We start from the raw sequence: 17,996 nt of genomic DNA, 5'->3' as shown, positions 1-17,996 counted from the left end.
GCTTCTTCTTAACAACAGCTTCTTCTTAACAACAGCGCATTCCGCCTTTCCCGTCGCCGCCATAACGCGCCTGCTGGCGCTCGCGGAAAAACTCCTCGTAGGTCATCGGTGTGGTGTCCGGGTGGTTGGTCTGCATATGCAGAACGTAGGTGTCGTAATCCGGTATGCCCACCAGCATACGTGCGGCCTGACCGAGGTATTTCTTCGCCGCACCTAAGTTGTCAAACATACGTACTCCTTGAAACTCTGTGGAAAAGCCCCGCGTTTGCGGGGCTTTCAGGTAAACGGTTAGTGCCCGGAGGAGATTTTTATCCCTTCCGCAGGAACCGGCACATAAGGCGTTTCCTTATCGGTACGCTTGTCGGTTTTACGTGCCTGCAGACAGGCGCGGATACCGTAGAAAATGATGCTGTACACCACAATCAGGAACAGAATACTCAGCCCGGCGTTGGTGTAGTTGTTGATTACAATGTGATGCATATTGCTGATTTGTTCCGGGGTCAGGCTCTCGCCGCCAGCAGAAATGCGTTCTTTATACTGACCGGCCATGTAGAAGAAGCCTTCCATCTGCGCATTGGTGCTGAACAGTTTCAGGCCCAGCGCCCAGGTGGTACAAATCAGTAACCAGATGGCAGGCACCATGGTGACCCAGATGTACTTCGTGCGTTTCATTTTTACCAGTACCACGGTGGCGAGGATCAGCGCGACGGCAGCCAGCATCTGGTTCGAAATCCCAAACAGCGGCCACAGACTTTTCACGCCGCCCAGCGGATCGACCACGCCCTGATACAGCAGGTAACCCCACAGCCCGACGCAGCCTGCGGTGCCAATAATCCCGGCGACCAGCGAGTCAGTTTTTTTCAGGAACGGCACAAAGTTGCCCAGCAAATCCTGCAACATAAAGCGGCCGGAACGCGTACCCGCATCCAGTGCGGTCAGGATAAACAGCGCTTCAAACAGAATGCCGAAGTGATACCAGAAGCCCATATCGGCCAGCGGCATGATCTTGTGGAACACATGCGCAATACCTACGGCAAGCGTGGGCGCGCCACCCGCACGGTTCAGCACTGACGGTTCACCGATGTCTTTCGCCGTTTGCATAATCTGCTCAGGTGAGATCACAAATCCCCATGAACTGACGGTTGCCGCCGCATGCGTCGTAACATCTTTCAGCTGCGCCAGAATCATCGGTGCATTATCGCCGCCCAGTTCATGCAGGTTTGGCATGGTGATGCCGAGCCCGGCTGGCGGGGTATTCATGGCGAAATACAGACCCGGTTCAATGATGGATGCCGCGACCAGCGCCATCACCGCCACGAAGGATTCCATCAGCATCGCGCCGTAACCGATAAACCGCGCATCCGTTTCGCAGGCCAGCAGTTTTGGTGTGGTGCCGGAGGCAATCAGTGCATGGAAACCGGACACTGCACCGCAGGCAATGGTGATAAACAGGAACGGGAATAATGCGCCTTTCCACAACGGACCTGTACCGTCGATGTACTGGGTCAGTGCAGGCATTTTCAGTTCAGGATTGAGGATCACAATCCCGATCGCCAGCCCGACGATAACGCCGATTTTCAGGAAGGTCGCCAGATAGTCACGCGGCGCCAGAATAAGCCAGACCGGCAGCAGGGCAGAGACGAACGCATAACCAATCAGCGTGAAGGTGATGGTGGTGTCTTTGAACGTCAGCGCCGGACCCCAGAACGGGTCGCTGGCGATAACGCCGCCGAAATAGATTGAAGCGACCAGCAGGACAACGCCAATAACGGAAATTTCCCCCACGCGTCCCGGCCGGATAAAGCGCATGTAGATGCCCATAAACAGCGCAATCGGCACCGTAGAACACACGGTAAACACGCCCCACGGGCTTTCGGCCAGTGCTTTCACCACGATTAACGCCAGCACCGCCAGGATAATAATCATGATCAGGAAGCAGCCGAACAGCGCGATTGTGCCCGGCACCGGCCCCATTTCTTCTTTGATCATCTCACCCAAAGACGCGCCGTTACGGCGTGAAGAGATGAACAGCACCATAAAGTCCTGCACCGCACCGGCCAGAACGACACCGGCCAGCAACCACAGCACGCCCGGCAGATAGCCCATTTGCGCGGCGAGCACCGGACCGACTAACGGACCGGCACCGGCGATGGCGGCAAAATGGTGGCCGAACAACACGTTGCGGTTGGTCGGCACATAGTTCAGACCGTCATTGTTGATCACCGCAGGCGTTGAACGGGAAGGATCCAGCTTCATGACCTTTTGCGCGATATACAGACTGTAATAGCGATAGGCCACCAGATAGACCGACACCGAAGCAACGACTATCCATAATGCGCTGATGTGTTCACCCCGCCGCAGGGCGACGACGCCCAGACAGCAGGCACCGAGGAGGGCAACAATCATCCAAGGTATGTGTTTGAAGAAGGCTTTTTTATTCATAAATAACCCGGTTATTTAAAAAAACTCACGAAATACCCGTCTCTGTTTTCTTTATTAAGGACTGCTTTCAGAGAGGCAGGGCCTGTTTACTGCGTTTTTTTCTTGCGCACTTTTATTGCCCGTATAGGGTGCCAAAATCGCCAGGGTACAGGCGGGAAAGTTGGTCAGCGGTCACAGAGAGAGATAAGCGGTTATTACGAGGAATGAGCGGTTCGATGAAAGATTTATGCAAATAAATCTGTGATTTAGATCACGGAGCAAACCTGTCAGCAGGGCATGCCAGCCGCGTAACTTTTGTGGCACCGCCGTGTTTTGACAGGTAAATTATTCATTTGCTAAATGATCCGAGGGATCAATCAACACACTCAGGGAGTTTTTATGAAAGGTAAATTTCCGCAGGACTTTATGTGGGGCGGGGCAACGGCGGCCAATCAGGTGGAAGGGGCATATGATCAGGATGGCAAAGGGCTGTCCATCGTCGATGCCATTCCGGGTGGCAAAGACCGTCTGAAGATCGTTTCCTCACCGGAATTTGATTTTACCCTTGATCCCGCAAACCATACGTATCCGAATCATAAAGGCATCGATCACTATCATCGTTTTCAGGAAGATATCGCGCTTTTCGCGGAAATGGGATTCAAATGTTACCGGTTTTCTATCGCCTGGACGCGTATCTACCCGAACGGTGTGGAGCAGGAGCCTGAGGAAGCCGGGCTGAAGCATTACGATCAGGTGATTGACGCCTGTATCGCGCACGGTATCGAACCGGTGATCACCATTTCACACTATGAGATGCCGCTGCATCTGGCAACCGCGTTTGGCGGCTGGAAAAACCGTGAACTGATTGGTCACTTTGAGCGTTTTGCCCGCACGGTACTGACCCGCTACGGGCATAAAGTGAAGTACTGGATGACCTTCAACGAGATCAACAGTGCGGCACATTTCCCGATCATGAGTCAGGGTCTGACGGTGAAAACCGGCGCGCTTGAGGCGCAGGCGAAGTTTCAGGCGTGGCATAACCAGTTTGTCGCCAGCAGTCTGGCAGTCAAAATTGCCCACGAAACCAACGCGCAAATCCAGATCGGTTGCATGATCCTGTTTGCCACCAATTACGCTTATGACTGTAATCCGGTCAATCAGCTGGAAACCCTGAAAGAGACTCAGGCGTTTAATTTCTACTGCGCCGACGTGCAGGCGGGCGGTAAATATCCGTATTACGCCAAAAGTCTGTGGCAGTCGCAGGGCGTCGAACTGGATATTCAGCCGGGTGATTTAGAGCTGATTAAACAGCATACGGTGGATTACATTGGTTTCAGCTACTACATGTCGTCGACCATCAACAAAACCAATCCTGACGCGGTTACAGCACAGGGTAACCTGCTCGGCGGCGCGCGCAATCCGTTCCTCGAAGCCAGTGACTGGGGCTGGGAAATCGACCCGGTCGGCCTGCGGATTGCCCTTAATCAGCTGTACGATCGCTATGAAAAACCGTTGTTCATTGTTGAGAACGGACTGGGCGCTGTCGATAAGCCGGATGAAAACCACTACATTGCCGATGATTACCGTATCAACTATCTGCGTCAGCATATTGAAGCCATGGCTGAGGCCATTGAAGACGGCGTGGAACTGATGGGCTACACCCCGTGGGGTTGTATCGATCTGGTGAGTATGTCCACCGGCGAGATGAGCAAGCGTTACGGTCTGATATATGTCGACCTCGACGATAAGATCTCCGGCACCGGTAACCGTTACCGCAAGAAATCGTTCCACTGGTATCAGAAAGTGATCGCAACGAACGGGGAAGACATCAGCTGACAGTTACCGGCAGAGTTAAAACAGTCCGGGTGATGCCGGACTGTTCTTTAGTTGCGTTTCATCGCACAGCAACAGGGATCCTGCGACCGCAGGATCGTGTTTAACTGCCCATCTTCAGTGCTTCCATCACCAGTGAAAATGCCGGCGAATGTTGTTTCCGGCTGGGGTAATAGAGGAAATAACCCGGAAACGGCAGACAGTAGGGTTCCAGAAAGCGTATCAGACGTCCCTCCTCAATATGGGGAGCAAACTCCTCCTCGGGTAAAAACGCGATACCCAGCCCAGCTAAGGCTGCGTCGACCATGTGAGCCGACGTGTTAAACGTCAGTTGCCCGTTAACACGCACGTTGACCGGTCCCGTTTCATTATCGAACTCCCAGATATACAACCCGCCCGACGTCGCCATGCGCATATTCATACAGTTATGTTGCAGCAAATCCTGGGGCGTCAGGGGGACGGCGTGTGAACGCAAATACTCAGGCGAGGCCACCGCAGCCATGCGTAGCTGAGGCGTTATCGGCATGGCAATCATATCTTTATCGATGGTGTCACCCAGCCGCACCCCCGCGTCAAACCTGTCGGCGACAATGTTGCGAAAACCGTGGTTAGCATCGAACTCCAGTTTTATGTCGGGATATTCGCGCAGCAATGCTGATAATTTCGGTAACAGAATCGTTTTGAGCACGTGCGGGCCACAGGTGATGCGTACGGTTCCCGCAGGCTTGTCGCGCATTTCTGTCAGCATGTCCAGTTCCGCTTCAATCTCATCAAAACGGGTGCCGATAGCCTGCAACAAACGCTCGCCCGCCACTGTCGGCGACACATTGCGCGTGGTCCGCGTCAGTAACCGGATGTCCATGCGATTTTCAAGCGCGGTGATGGTCTGGCTGAGTGCGGGTTGTGTCACCCCCAGTTGCGCTGCGGCGCGGGTGAAACTGCCTTCGCGGGCCACAGTCACAAACGCAATGAGATCATTGAGATTACGTTTCATCGCACCTCCTTACTTTCGATTAATAAGCAGAGCTTATAGCCCCATTAAGGATTCATTACCTAGTAAGACTATACGCGTCGTGTAGAATTTTTCGCAAGCCGGAAAACGAAAGAACCGGGATAAAAACTACTTCATCTTATTCGATTAACCACATGATATTTCTGTTTTTATTCTCACGAATAAGACACGGCACCGGCTTGCCAAAATTCATCCTGCAGAACGAAAAAAGGATCACAAGTGACGACAGCAGCAGAGAAAGATTTTGTGAACCAGACTCCGGCAGCGCACTGGAACGGGGTCTGGGCGATAACGATGTGCGTATTTGCGCTGGTGGCATCCGAGTTTATGCCGGTGAGTTTGCTGTCACCGGTTGCCCGCGATTTGGGCGTCAGCGAAGGGCTGGCCGGACAGGGGATTGCCATCTCCGGCGGACTGGCGGTGTTAACCAGTCTGTCGATCTCCCGGCTGGCCGGTAACGTCAACCGCAAGGCGCTGCTTTTAGGGCTGACGCTTCTGATGGCCTTTTCCGGCGGGCTGATTGCTTTCGCGCCCGGCTATACGACTTACATGATCGGGCGAGCCCTGATTGGCGTGGCCATTGGCGGATTCTGGTCAATGTCGGCCGCTGTGGCTATGCGTCTGGTTCCGCAGGATCAGGTTCCCCGCGCCCTGGCTATTTTCAACGGCGGTAATGCGCTGGCTACTGTGGTCGCCGCACCGCTGGGCAGTTATCTGGGGGGCGTCATTGGCTGGCGCGGTGCCTTTTTGTGTCTCGTGCCTGTCGCACTGATCGCCTTTGTCTGGCAGTGGATCAGCCTGCCTTCTATGGCGCCGGAAAGCAGGAAAAATTCTGCAGGGAACGTCTTTCGTTTATTCAAAAATCCTTTAGTGGCGGCGGGTATGGCCGCGTGCGGGATTTTCTTTATGGGGCAGTTTGCCCTGTTTACCTATGTCCGGCCGTTTCTGGAAACCGTCACCCGGGTCGGCGCAGAGAGGCTGTCCCTCATTTTGCTGGCGATTGGCGTCGCGGGTTTTGCCGGGACATTACTGATCGGCACGTTTCTGAAAAAGCGTTTCTATCTCACGCTCATGGTGATCCCGCTGCTGATGGCCGTAATCGCCGTCATGCTGATGGTTCTCGGCCATTCGTTCGGGATCGTCATCATTCTGCTGGCGTTATGGGGGCTGGTGGCAACGGCGGCACCGGTCGGCTGGTGGTCCTGGGTGGCAAGAACTTTCCCCAATAATGCCGAAGCCGGGGGCGGGCTGATGGTCGCGGTGGTGCAACTGTCGATTGCGCTCGGCTCGACCTTAGGCGGCGTCGCCTTTGACCATATCGGCTGGCAGAGCACGTTTATTGTCAGCGCCGCGTTGCTGGTACTGGCGTCCGGCCTGACGTTTATCACTTCACGCAATGACCATTGATCACACGAGTATTTTTACCGGACACATTGATGTCCATTCACCGCAATACCTGATTAAGGATAATTCCATGAGAGTGTTAACGATGTTGTTAGGGCTGTTTGTCAGCTCATTTGCTGCAACAGCCGCCGATATGTCCAACGGTGCAGATAACTTTTATAAAAGCGATAAAGTGACTCAGCAAAAGGTGACGTTTAAAAACCAGTATCAGATGAATGTGACCGGCAATCTTTTCATGCCAAAAGGCATGAATGAAAGCGCGAAAAACCCGGCCATTGTCATTGGTCATCCCATGGGGGCGGTGAAAGAACAGAGTTCCAATCTGTACGCGCAAAAGCTTGCCGAGCAGGGATTTGTGACGCTGGCGATAGACATTTCTTTCTGGGGCGAAAGTGAAGGTAAACCGCGCAATGCTGTCGCGCCGGATATCTACGCAGAGGATTTCAGTGCTGCTGTGGATTACCTCGGCACGCGCCCGTACATCGACAGAAACCGCATCGGGGTACTGGGGATTTGCGGCAGCGGCAGTTTCGTTATCAGTGCGGCGAAAATTGATCCGCGTATGAAAGCGATTGCTACGGTCAGCATGTATGACATGGGGTCGGCAAATCGTCACGCGCTCAATAATTCGTTAACCCTTGCGCAGCGTAAACAGATCATTGCCGAGGCGGCAGAGCAACGTTACAGCGAGTTCACCGGTGGCGAAACGAAATACACCAGCGGCACACCGCATAAAATTGACGAGAACTCTCCCCCTGTTGCCAAAGAGTTCTACGACTTTTATCGCACTCCGCGCGGCGAGTTTACGCCAAAAGGTTCTTCACCGGCGCTGACCACGCACCCGACGCTGACCAGCAATGTGAAATTCATGAATTTCTATCCGTTCAACGATATTGAAACCATTTCACCGCGTCCGATGCTGTTTATCACCGGCGATCAGGCGCATTCAAAAGAATTCAGCGAGGATGCCTATAAACGTGCAGGTCAGCCGAAAGAGTTGTACATCGTTCCGGGTGCCGGTCACGTTGATCTTTACGACCGTACCGATCTGATCCCTTTTGCGAAACTGACCGCGTTCTTTAAAGAAAACCTGAAATAACCCGCGGATTATTAACAGTCCGGGCCTTTGCCCGGACTACACTTTTGCCCGCACCAGCTCATTGAACCGCGTCGTGTACGCCGGTGACAGCATTTCGCGTTTCATCGCCCAGCCGCGCTGGATCCCCTGACCGGCAAACCAGACTTTGCCGACCCCGTCCTTGTGGATCTTGTCCAGCGTAGCCATCAGCTGATCGCTGTTTTTCTTTGGCTGATACTCATCAAACAGATTGAGCTGGGCGACGCCCTGACTGAAAAAGTCACCCAGCATCACACCGCCTTTCTGATAGCGATAACCGGGTTTCCAGATCTGATCGAGACAACGTACGGCGGCGGCAAGAATATCGCGGCTGTCGTGTGTCGGCGTCATCAGTTTGATGCCGGCATGATTGCCGTAATAGGGGACTTTCGGGTCATGCGGACTGGTTTTTACAAACGCTGACACGTAGCGGCAATACTGATGTTCTCCGCGCAGTTTTTCAGCGGCGCGTACGGCGTAATTGCAGATGGCTTCGCGCATATCCTGATACTCCGTAATGCGTTCGCCGAAAGAGCGCGAACAGATAATCTGCTGCTTGGTCGGCACTGATTCTTCAAACGCCAGACAGGATTCGCCGCGCAGTTCACGCACGGTCCGCTCCAGCACCACGCTGAAATGTTTGCGGATCAGCGCCGAAGGGCAGTCGGCAAGCTGCAGCGCCGTGGTGATCCCCAGCATGTTGAGCTTTTTACTGATGCGCCGCCCCACGCCCCAGACTTCTTCCACCGGCACCAGAGCCATCAGTTTCCGCTGACGCACGGTCTGCGATAAATCCAGCACGCCACCGGTGCCTTTCCAGGTTTTCGCCGCAAAGTTCGCCAGTTTGGCCAGCGTTTTGGTGGGAGCAATCCCCACGCCAACGGCCAGATGCGTCTCCTTCCAGAGGGTGTTCTGCACCTGTTTCCCGAAATCATGCAGCGAGATGCAGTTTTCGATATTAGTGATATCCAGAAAGGCCTCATCGATGGAGTAGATATCCACCGCAGGGGCCAGCCGTTCGAGCGTTTCCATCACGCGGTTCGACATATCGGCATACAGCGCGTAGTTGGATGAAAACACTGCCACGTTGTGCTGGCGGATCGCGTCGCGTGCCTTGAAAAAAGGCGCACCCATCGGGATTTGCGCCTTTTTGGCCAGCGCATTACGGGCAATCACGCAACCGTCATTGTTGGACAACACAATCACCGGCCGACCGCGAAGGTCCGGCCTGAACACGGTTTCGCAGCTCGCGTAAAAGGAGTTCACATCAACGAGGGCAAACATGGTTCGGCTGCCGCTTGTCAGGGTTCATTTTCCACATCTGTTTCCACATCCATAAAATACTGGTTATACATACAGTATAAACATAAGTGTGGGAAATGGAAAACGCTTAAGGGGGGCGTCGCATAAGTACCCGATTCACTGGCGGAATTAATGAAATTGTCATCCCGGCTGCCGCTTCGCAGACGAAAATGCGGTCATGGATACACCCGCGAAGACCAGTGCCAGACCGGCGAGAAACAGGCCCGATAAAGAAGTGCCCAGTAACACGATCGACGCCAGCGCACCGATCAGCGGTACACCAAGAGTGAAGTTGGACATGGCGAAGACGCTGATCCGGCGGCCATATTCGGAAGAAATAACAAAGCACACTGAGGTGGCTATCGGGCCAATGAAAAAGAGTAACCCGAGGAGTCCCTTGCTGAGATGAATGGCTTGCGGGGAACCGTCAATCAGCCGGGCAATACCAATCAGGGGCAGGGTGGCGATCAGCATTTGCCACGGTGCCAGCGACAAAGGTGTCGCCGTCCATTTATGGTGTCTGACATGGACAATCACCAGTGACCAGGAGATGGCGCCCGTGATCAGAAAAGCGCATCCCATCACCACGCCGGGTTTTGACCAGTCCATTTCCAGCGGTGAGCAAATCAGTCCGATGCCAGCCAGACCGATAACGAGGGCGCAGATCTGTATGGCAGAAGGCGTATGTCGCAGCAGCAGCCAGGAAGAGACAATGCCCCACAAAGGGGTGGTATAAGCCAGTAAAACCGCATGACTGGTATCGGTATATTGCATGGCAATCATGCCCAGACCGGTGAAAACCACCATCTGTAAAATTCCGATGCTCAGCACAATGGGCAAGTCACTTTTCGCGGGTAAACGAAGTTGTTTTTTCAAAGCAACGAAGATAAACAGGCAAACGCCAGCGCTGCCGAACCGGATAGCCCCGAGCCACAATGGCGGCACTGCATTGAGTGCCAGTTTTGTGGCAGGCCAGCTCAGCCCCCACAGCACCACCATTACCAGAAGCCAGCACACCGTTCCTTTCATGGATGAGGAGCCGGAGCTGAGATTAATTGCTGAACTATTTTCGTGGCGCATACAGAACACTCTCTTTTATATCAGAGAGATATTCTATTTTGCTGATTGAGGAAAAACTGTTCTTATTACCCTTGATAATCATTATTATGAGTAAATCTGTTCTTTAAAAATGCTTTTGGGGAATAATTTTGCCTGACAATGCCATTGAGCTGGATGAAACCAGCCTGCATATATTGGATCTGCTGCAGACGAATGCCGATATCAGCAACGCTGAATTAGCCGAGCGTATCGGTTTGTCTGCGTCTCCCTGCTGGCGAAGAGTCACGGAGATGAAAGAAAAAGGCGTGCTGCGCGGGTCTGTCATGCTGGTCGATCCGCACAGTCTCGGGCTGGCGGTGAATGTATTTGTGCATGTGTCTCTCAGGCAGCAGGACAAAGACTCACTGAATCACTTTACCGATGCGATCAGCGATCGTCCGGAAGTGATGGAATGCTATCTGATGACCGGAGAATCAGACTTTTTACTGCGGATCGTGGTAGAGAATCTGCAAAAATATCAGCTGCTGATCACTGAATGTCTTACCCAGATTGAAGGCGTCGCCAGCATTCGCTCAAGTTTTGCTCTCAGTCAGGTGAAATACACCACCGCCTTGCCGACCCGGCATTTAAGAAGGTAAGAATGTTCCTGCATTTATCCCCGCCGCACAGGGTTATCCACAAAATCTGGGGATAATCCTGTGCAAAGCCGGTCTGTAAATCAGCAGTAAATGCCTTCAGGCCAGTCTGTATAATCTTTTGCGCCACCGCCGTAACAGGTTTCTTTTGCGGCGATAGTCAACTCAGCACCATAACGCAGACGTTTGGGTTGTCTGCCATACTGATTTCTTAATGGTTGACCGGTCGGCTAGCTTTTGTGGTTGCATTTTGTGCGATCCATTTTTACCGGGTGTCGCTGCAAAGAATAATGGCGACACAGATTATGAGAAGGAGACATTCATGACCACGATTTTTATTATCGGTGCCGCAGGCAAGATAGGGCGCCGTCTTTCAAAGACGCTGGCAGATAAAGGGCACGCCGTTCGCGCACTTTACCGTAAACCTGAACAGGAACAGACGTTACGTCAGACAGGAGCCGAACCTGTCAGCGGGAACCTGACAGAACTGGATGCCACTACTTTGGCAGCGCACATGAAAGGCAGCGACGTGGTGGTCTTCACTGCAGGTGCCGGCGGTAAAGGCGGTCCGGAAATGACCAATGCGGTCGATGGAGAAGGGCTGAAAACTGCGGTTGCAGCGGCGACTCAGGCTGGCGTTTCGCGCTTTCTGCTGGTGTCTGCATTCCCGGAAGCCGGGCGTGGTAAAACGATTTCTGATACGTTTGAAAACTACATGCGCGTCAAAAAAGAAGCCGATGTGGCGCTGGCACAAAGCGAACTGGACTGGGTGATCTTAAGACCGGGAACACTGGTGGATGACAGTGGTACCGGACTGATTCAGGCCGGGCCCGCCATTCCTTATGGCGATATCCCGCGTGATGACGTGGCCGCCACGCTTGCTGAATTCATTGAGCAGCCTGATGTCAGCCGCGTCATCATAGAACTGACCACGGGAGATGTGCCGGTGCGTCAGGCCGTAGAAAAGATAGCGAAATGCTAAAAAGCTTTCACAACTCCCGGCGCGGGCAGAAGAACGCTTGCGGATCAGGAAACTGCCGGCTGCCGGATCGGTAGTGGGAGCCGGCAGGCTTAATGGAAAGTTTTTTAAATTACCACTAGACGACTGGTCTAATTGTTGTTAGCTTAGCTACAAGGTTACGGCGAACGGGCGATATCACACTCTTTCTGTTCTGACCGGATGCAAAGGCTGTTCGTTATTGGTTTACTGCATTTTTTTACCCGAAAACTAGACGACTGGTCTACTCAAAAAACAACATTCACTACGCCGGAGATTTATTATGAAGATTCTTATGGTTCTCACCTCACACGATAAACTGGGTAACACAGGCCGTAAAACAGGTTTCTGGCTGGAAGAACTGGCCGCGCCTTACTACGCATTTAAAGATGCCGGAGCGGAAATTACGCTGGCTTCTCCAAAGGGTGGCAACCCGCCGTTAGATCCGAAAAGCAATGAGCCCGATTTCCAGACTGAACAGACTCACCGCTTCGAGGCCGACGCGCAGGCAACGGCTCAGCTGGCTGCAACGGTTCGTCTCGACAGCGTTTCACAGGCGGATTTCGACGCCGTTTTCTATCCGGGCGGCCACGGTCCGTTGTGGGATCTGGCAGAAGATAAAAATTCTGTCGCCCTGATCGAAGCATTTATGGCCGCCGGTAAGCACGTGGCGCTGGTTTGTCATGCACCGGGCGTACTGCGTCATGTTAAAACCTCTGAAGGAAAACCCCTGGTTGAAGGTAAAAAAGTGACCGGTTTTACCAACACCGAAGAGGAAGCGGTAGGGCTGACTGACGTGGTGCCTTTCCTGGTTGAAGACGAGCTGATTGCCAAAGGCGGTATCTATTCCAAGGGACCGGACTGGGGTTCTTATGTGGTGATCGACGGTCTGCTGATCACCGGTCAAAACCCGGGCTCTTCTGCTGAAGCGGCTGAACTGCTGATTAAGCAACTGGGTGCATAGTCTGTCCTCACGCGGGGCGGCAGGCATGAATGTCGCCCCGCGTACCAGGTTCCGACGTGTTGTTATTGTGGGGTGAGCGAGTGTATCGTCTTGTGTGAAGATATTGTCCTTTCATTCGCTCATAGACGACTGGTCTAGTTTTTTGGTAAATTTGCCCTATGACTACTGCAACTCAACACCATAACAATGACGTCCGCGAGCATATCCTTGCGACAGGCCAGCGTATTATGGCCGGCAAGGGATTTTCGGCTGTCGGACTGAATGAAATTCTCAAAGACGCGGGCGTGCCCAAAGGGTCTTTCTATCACTATTTTGGCTCGAAAGAGGCTTTTGGTGTGGGAATGCTTGAGCGCTATTTTGAAGACTATCTGGCCGATCTCGACAGAGCACTGAGCCAGCCCGGCCATAATATGGCGCAGCGACTGATGAATTACTGGCAGCTGTGGCGGGAATCTCAGTCATTCTCCGACTGTCAGGGCAAATGCCTTGCCGTGAAACTGGGCGCGGAGGTCGCGGATCTTTCGGACACCATGCGTTTAACGCTGCTTGCCGGCACTGCGGGAATTATCTCGCGTCTGGCGCAGGCATTGGAAACAGGCGTAGCTGAGGGATCTCTGACGATTGATGATACACCACGCACCGTGGCTGAAAGTTTGTATCAGCTCTGGCTGGGTGCCAGCGTGATGGTCAAGATTGTCCGCAACATGAGCCCATTTGATTCCGCCATGGCGACGACGCAAAAGATTATTCACATCCTCTGAAAATAATGCCAGCCATATTAAATGACTGGCATTCGCTTGCGAAAATGATTATTCCGGCAGCTGTGCTAATGCGTTCTTCACTGCATCAGGCATCGAAGGGCGTCCGTTGGTCAGACAGGTCGCCACAAAAGTGGCTTCGGCGAACACGACGCCTTCAACTTTAATCTGCTGAACGAAATTGACGCGATTACGCTTCTCATTTCTCGCCAGTTCACAGGTCACTTCCACCTGATCGCCTTTTTGCAGGCTTTTACGAAAGCGCAGTGAATACTCCAGCACCATGTACATGTTGCCCTGAGCAAACTCTGCCTCGATATCAATACCCAGCGCTTCGCGCATGTAGGCATGGCGCGTCCATTCCATGTAGAAGGGGTAATACAGGCCATCCACGACACCCTGAAAATCAATATGGTTTTCATCTACTTCATAATGCTTACTAAACATTTGCTGCTCCGTAGCCAGTCAATTTTTTTGAACAGGGCATCATATATACAACAGTAAGTTCTTTTGGTAAAAACCAAGGTGTTTCAGGATATAAGATAACCTGCTTCAGGAAAAAAAATCCCTTTGGGGAGCCGGTGACTAAAGGAAAGAACCCATGCTGAAAGAAAACTTCAACGAACTGCAGATTTTTCTGGTCGTTGCGAGAGAACGAAGTTTTACCAAAGCAGCAGGTAAGCTGGGGGTTTCACAGTCGGCACTCAGTCATGCCGTCAAGGCGCTGGAAGAACGTTTAAACCTCCGTCTTTTAACCCGCACCACCCGTAGTGTGGCACCCACTGAAATTGGCGAGAAGATTATTGCCTGCCTGGAACCGCGACTCGCAGATCTCGAGCAGGAGCTGGAAACGCTTGTTCAGCTCAACGGGCCGACCTCCGGGAATATCCGCATATCGGCGGGAGAACATTCCGCGAGAAAATTGTTGTGGCCAAAGCTGAAGACGTTTTTAAAAGAATACCCTGAAATCAATGTCGAACTGCATGTGGATAACGGTTTCGTCGATATCGTCGAGGGTCGCTACGATGCCGGGGTGCGTCTGGGCGAGAGCGTAGATAAGGATATGATTGCCGTCCGCATCGGTCCGGATTTCCGTATGGTGGTCGTTGGTTCACCGGACTATTTTGCCGAAAAGGGTATTCCGCAAACTCCGCATGAGTTGCAATATCACAAGTGTATCAATATGCGCCTGCCGACCGCCGGTGGTTTGTACCACTGGGAATTCGAGAAAGAAGGCAAGCCGCTGAGGGTGCGCGTGGAAGGGCAACTGACGTTTAATTTGCTGTCAGAAAGAATCGATGCGGTGTTGTCAGGATTTGGACTTGCCTGTGTGCCGGAGGATATGGTTGAGGAGCGGGTGAAATCAGGTGAACTTGTCCAGGTGCTGGATGCGTGGTGCCCGTCGTTTCCGGGCTATTACCTTTACTACCCGAGCAGAAAACAACATCCGCCAGCTTTCGCGCTGATGATTGATATGCTGCGCTACACCGGATAATACGTCAGCTTTTGTACTGAAAAGCACAACGCAGAGTGATTTATTGGAAGTGTCCTGGAATTTATCGAAATAACTGAAGATGCTTCGTCATACTCGCTACTCCGGCTGCATTTTTCTGTTCCATCCAAAAGTGTCGGCGCAGGGTGCTAACCATTGACGGATTTTGGAATTGCACGACAGCGCCTCGGGTTCAAGCAGGCGCGCTCCGAAATTGGCATGCCGCAGGAAGCGCATATCCAGGCATTGCTCAAGTTGCCCGGCCAGCAGGGGAAAATCCACGAGGCTGTATAGTCGGGGCCATTTGATCAATTTTCGGTAGCGCAGTTGCGCCGACTCGATGCGCAAGTCATCATTCGGGCGCCACTGAACGTTGAACAGCTTGTCATGACGCGACAGGTCAACCAACCAGTTCCCGTTAGATGGGATGAGCAAATCCAGTTTCAGGCTTTCAGGTCGCAACTTGTTGCGCTTGTAAAACCAGTGCTCAGGCGGTTCGTTGGTCAGGTCGACGGAACACCCGCTATATGACACCTCGGCGACACCAAAGCGGGCAAACCATTCGGCGACTTCGGGGTGGGTAGAATGGCCGAACATATTTTGCATGCTCCTTAAAAAGCGTCATAGAGCACAACAGATTATCGCTTATAGCAGCTCAATAAAATCCTTTTGGGCTGCTGTGTGCCAGAAGCGGACGTCAGGGCCGACAAATACAATCATCACAATGCCTTTGCGAAACAGACAGCTTCTTCTCTGCCTATATATGGGCCATAATTCTCAATACGGACATATCCATTTTTCTCGTAAAAATTGACGGCCCGACGGTTGATATGTCGGGTTTCCAGTTTCAGCTCGCGATATCCCATTTGTTTTGCGGAGGTTTCCAGAAAAGTAAGTAAAGCACTACCCACGCCTGGCAAGCTTTGGTCTGAAAACATTCTTTTAATCTCGGCTGTATTTTGAGTTAATGGCCGGATTGCGCCGCATCCTATCGCATCCCCATGTGCATTCTTTGCCAATACCCATAATGCTTTGTCATCATTCATTGCTTCAACGGTGAAGTTGGTTTTGCCATTATCGCCAGTTATAGCGGCAAGTTCAGCGGACAGCATTTCGATTAAGCGATGGGATTCTGAAGAAAATGGATCTGATTTCTCTACGGTTATCATGGTTATATCCTATAAAGGGAGTTTAACCAGCATAAAGTACCCTGCCTGAAAAATCATCATCCCAAAACGGGTAATGGGACAACGCTGCTCCCTGGCTTTATCGGGGATACAATCTCCGTTATTCGCTCAGCGCGGACTTTGCGCCCAAGTCATTCCCCTTTGTGCCAGAAGCGGACCTGCAGGGGTTTTACATGGCCCCCTCATGAAGTGGCCAACTTTTATCGACCACTTCACTAATGATCCAGATAGAGGTAGTGCATCCAACTGGTCATACGCAGCAGTACTTTACGCATCACTGAAACATGGGTGAAATGGTCTGAGTACACGGCCACTTGTGCGTAAATACCATCAGGCAAAGCGTCAACTTCATTGTTTGGCGCCAGTTCAATGATAGCAATCACGCTGTCGCTGCCCATAACGTTACTCAGTGACTGAAGGGCACCCTGAGCCTGATATGCCCCTCCTGGTACTACGGGAAGAATACTGGTTAATTTTCCAGAAAATACTTGACCTGGTAGTGCGTTGAATACAACTTCAGCCTCATCGCCAGCCTCCAATCGTAGCAGCGAGTTTTGTCTGAACTGAGCTATGATTTGCCTTTTTTGCTGAGGAATAAATATCATTACCGGGCGCAAGGGAAGGGAAGCTGCATAAGTTCCAGGTCGAATCAGTACCTGAGTTACATAACCGTCACTCGGCGCTCGAACGACGGTTTGCTCAAGATCATATTTAGCTTCTGCCAGCTGAGCTCTGATACTCACTATTTGCGATTGCTCCCCGTTCAGCACACTGTCTAACTGACTTTGAATCTGTGACTGCTCGGCAACCGATCCTTTCACAAGCGCATCTTGAGCCAGGTAGTTTTGCCGGGCATTATCAATATCGCTTTCAGAAAAAGGATTTACACGCGCTTTGCTCCCGGCAAGGTAGCGTTGGTAGTCTTTATATAAACGATCGCGTTCGGCACTGACGCGCGATGTATCAGCGATAGCGCCCTCTAATTGTCCCTTGAGTACTTGATTATTGTGAATAGCAGTCACCAGATCAGCTTGTAATTTATCAACACGAGCCTGGAAGCGAGCTGGGTCGATCTTGAAAAGAAGGTCTCCTTTTTTCATTAACGTATTTTGTTTATTTGTTACCTCGCTAACAATACCCGTTACTTGAGGAGTAACAGGAATTGAAATAACGGCTTTTTGCGCCAGATCTGTATAGGGATGATTGTAATTCATCAATAAAATGAGCGCGCCAATTAAAAAAACACCACCTAAGGCCGCAGTGGGTATTGTCCATTTATTTACCGGTATTCTGAAAATCTTAAATATTGCCCACGCAAAGGCGACATAAGTCAGGATAATGAGTAAATCCATCGTGTTACTCCAATGGAGGATTGTTGATATTCACCAGTTTTTGTTCTAATTCCGTGACCCGTTGTTGCAACTGGGTCAGCGAAGCTTCCTGAGTTTGCATGCCCCATCCGCGTTCAGGACGATACAATGTGGCCCATATCCATAAAAATGGCCAAATAACATGTAGCGTAAATAAACTCACCCAGCCTGCCACGTGGATAGCATCAGCATGAGGATGGTTTCTGGATTTGGCAATGAGATAGGGAATATCATGAAGAATGATAATTCCATAGAAAATAACGAGGAAGACGACAATAAGGACACCCAATGCAAAGTAATTCAGGAACATAGCGGTCTTGAACCTCAATAAGTGGTGTTGAATAAATAATAGACGTTAAATAGAATTGCTGCCTTTTTTTTCATTGCGTTAATACACTATACTGAATGTTTACAAAGTACTTCGATTTTAAAATCATGAAATTAG

18 protein-coding genes are annotated in these 17,996 nt (G+C 51.7%); 8 read left to right on the top strand and 10 right to left on the bottom strand.

Translation table 11 applies throughout. The annotated features are described in order from the left end of the window. Window positions 1-25 precede the first annotated feature (25 nt). Both J1778_RS15120 and J1778_RS15115 read right to left on the bottom strand, forming a co-directional pair. Window positions 26-229 (bottom strand): YbdD/YjiX family protein, encoded by a 204-nt coding sequence (locus tag J1778_RS15120; protein WP_014341854.1) that lies wholly within the window; start codon window positions 227-229, stop codon window positions 26-28. A gap of 59 nt (window positions 230-288) precedes the next feature. Beyond that, complete coding sequence (locus J1778_RS15115; RefSeq protein WP_217173869.1) at window positions 289-2,442, bottom strand: carbon starvation CstA family protein; 2,154 nt, start codon at window positions 2,440-2,442, stop codon at window positions 289-291. Between the two features lie 378 nt (window positions 2,443-2,820). Here J1778_RS15115 and J1778_RS15110 point away from each other — a divergent pair, with 378 nt between their 5' ends. Next, complete coding sequence (locus tag J1778_RS15110) at window positions 2,821-4,257, top strand: glycoside hydrolase family 1 protein (RefSeq protein WP_217173868.1); 1,437 nt, start codon at window positions 2,821-2,823, stop codon at window positions 4,255-4,257. A gap of 100 nt (window positions 4,258-4,357) precedes the next feature. Here J1778_RS15110 and J1778_RS15105 read toward each other — a convergent pair whose 3' ends face one another. Continuing rightward, window positions 4,358-5,248 (bottom strand): LysR family transcriptional regulator, encoded by an 891-nt coding sequence (locus J1778_RS15105; RefSeq protein ID WP_217173867.1) that lies wholly within the window; start codon window positions 5,246-5,248, stop codon window positions 4,358-4,360. 312 nt (window positions 5,249-5,560) lie between these two features. On the opposite strand from J1778_RS15105, the gene J1778_RS15100 reads away from it, so the two are divergent. Both J1778_RS15100 and J1778_RS15095 read left to right on the top strand, forming a co-directional pair. Beyond that, window positions 5,561-6,673 carry an MFS transporter gene (locus tag J1778_RS15100; protein WP_217173971.1) on the top strand — a complete coding sequence of 371 codons (1,113 nt, stop codon included), beginning with the start codon at window positions 5,561-5,563 and terminating at the stop codon, window positions 6,671-6,673. A gap of 67 nt (window positions 6,674-6,740) precedes the next feature. Continuing rightward, window positions 6,741-7,769, top strand: a complete 1,029-nt coding sequence (locus J1778_RS15095) for an alpha/beta hydrolase (RefSeq protein ID WP_217173866.1) — start codon at window positions 6,741-6,743, stop codon at window positions 7,767-7,769. 36 nt (window positions 7,770-7,805) lie between these two features. Here the strand turns inward: J1778_RS15095 and umuC are convergent, their stop codons facing one another. Next, window positions 7,806-9,071, bottom strand: coding sequence for a translesion error-prone DNA polymerase V subunit UmuC (umuC, locus tag J1778_RS15090; RefSeq protein ID WP_217173865.1), 1,266 nt, complete (start codon window positions 9,069-9,071; stop codon window positions 7,806-7,808). 159 nt (window positions 9,072-9,230) lie between these two features. Next, window positions 9,231-10,169 (bottom strand): DMT family transporter, encoded by a 939-nt coding sequence (locus J1778_RS15085; protein WP_217173864.1) that lies wholly within the window; start codon window positions 10,167-10,169, stop codon window positions 9,231-9,233. 128 nt (window positions 10,170-10,297) lie between these two features. On the opposite strand from J1778_RS15085, the gene J1778_RS15080 reads away from it, so the two are divergent. The 4 genes from J1778_RS15080 to J1778_RS15065 all read left to right on the top strand — a co-directional run bounded on the left by J1778_RS15080 (window position 10,298) and on the right by J1778_RS15065 (window position 13,505). Continuing rightward, complete coding sequence (locus J1778_RS15080; RefSeq protein ID WP_217173863.1) at window positions 10,298-10,786, top strand: Lrp/AsnC family transcriptional regulator; 489 nt, start codon at window positions 10,298-10,300, stop codon at window positions 10,784-10,786. A 319-nt stretch (window positions 10,787-11,105) separates the two neighbouring features. After that, a complete protein-coding gene (locus J1778_RS15075) occupies window positions 11,106-11,765 on the top strand; it encodes an SDR family oxidoreductase (RefSeq protein ID WP_217173862.1) in 660 nt (219 codons plus the stop codon). Window positions 11,766-12,063: 298 nt separating this feature from the next. After that, window positions 12,064-12,744, top strand: coding sequence for a type 1 glutamine amidotransferase domain-containing protein (locus J1778_RS15070; RefSeq protein WP_217173861.1), 681 nt, complete (start codon window positions 12,064-12,066; stop codon window positions 12,742-12,744). A 158-nt stretch (window positions 12,745-12,902) separates the two neighbouring features. Continuing rightward, window positions 12,903-13,505: a TetR/AcrR family transcriptional regulator gene (locus tag J1778_RS15065; protein ID WP_217173860.1), complete on the top strand. Its 603-nt coding sequence runs from the start codon at window positions 12,903-12,905 to the stop codon at window positions 13,503-13,505. 48 nt (window positions 13,506-13,553) lie between these two features. Here J1778_RS15065 and J1778_RS15060 read toward each other — a convergent pair whose 3' ends face one another. Further along, a complete protein-coding gene (locus tag J1778_RS15060; protein WP_120509416.1) occupies window positions 13,554-13,949 on the bottom strand; it encodes an acyl-CoA thioesterase in 396 nt (131 codons plus the stop codon). Between the two features lie 154 nt (window positions 13,950-14,103). Here J1778_RS15060 and J1778_RS15055 point away from each other — a divergent pair, with 154 nt between their 5' ends. Next, a complete protein-coding gene (locus J1778_RS15055; protein ID WP_217173859.1) occupies window positions 14,104-14,997 on the top strand; it encodes a LysR family transcriptional regulator in 894 nt (297 codons plus the stop codon). A gap of 96 nt (window positions 14,998-15,093) precedes the next feature. Here J1778_RS15055 and J1778_RS15050 read toward each other — a convergent pair whose 3' ends face one another. The 4 genes from J1778_RS15050 to J1778_RS15035 form a co-directional block, all read right to left on the bottom strand. Continuing rightward, entirely contained in the window at window positions 15,094-15,591 is a 498-nt protein-coding gene (locus J1778_RS15050; RefSeq protein WP_217173858.1) for a hypothetical protein, read from the bottom strand. Window positions 15,592-15,713: 122 nt separating this feature from the next. Then, window positions 15,714-16,163: a GNAT family N-acetyltransferase gene (locus J1778_RS15045; protein ID WP_115183781.1), complete on the bottom strand. Its 450-nt coding sequence runs from the start codon at window positions 16,161-16,163 to the stop codon at window positions 15,714-15,716. A 233-nt stretch (window positions 16,164-16,396) separates the two neighbouring features. Beyond that, complete coding sequence (locus tag J1778_RS15040) at window positions 16,397-17,533, bottom strand: HlyD family secretion protein (RefSeq protein ID WP_217173857.1); 1,137 nt, start codon at window positions 17,531-17,533, stop codon at window positions 16,397-16,399. 4 nt (window positions 17,534-17,537) lie between these two features. After that, window positions 17,538-17,861: a DUF3302 domain-containing protein gene (locus J1778_RS15035; protein ID WP_217173856.1), complete on the bottom strand. Its 324-nt coding sequence runs from the start codon at window positions 17,859-17,861 to the stop codon at window positions 17,538-17,540. Between the last annotated feature and the right edge of the window lie 135 nt (window positions 17,862-17,996).

Source organism: Rahnella bonaserana (assembly GCF_019049675.1).
Taxonomy (GTDB): Bacteria; Pseudomonadota; Gammaproteobacteria; order Enterobacterales; family Enterobacteriaceae; genus Rahnella; species Rahnella bonaserana.
Note: the sequence above shows the minus strand (reverse complement) of the source record. Positions and strands in the feature narration are given on the sequence as shown.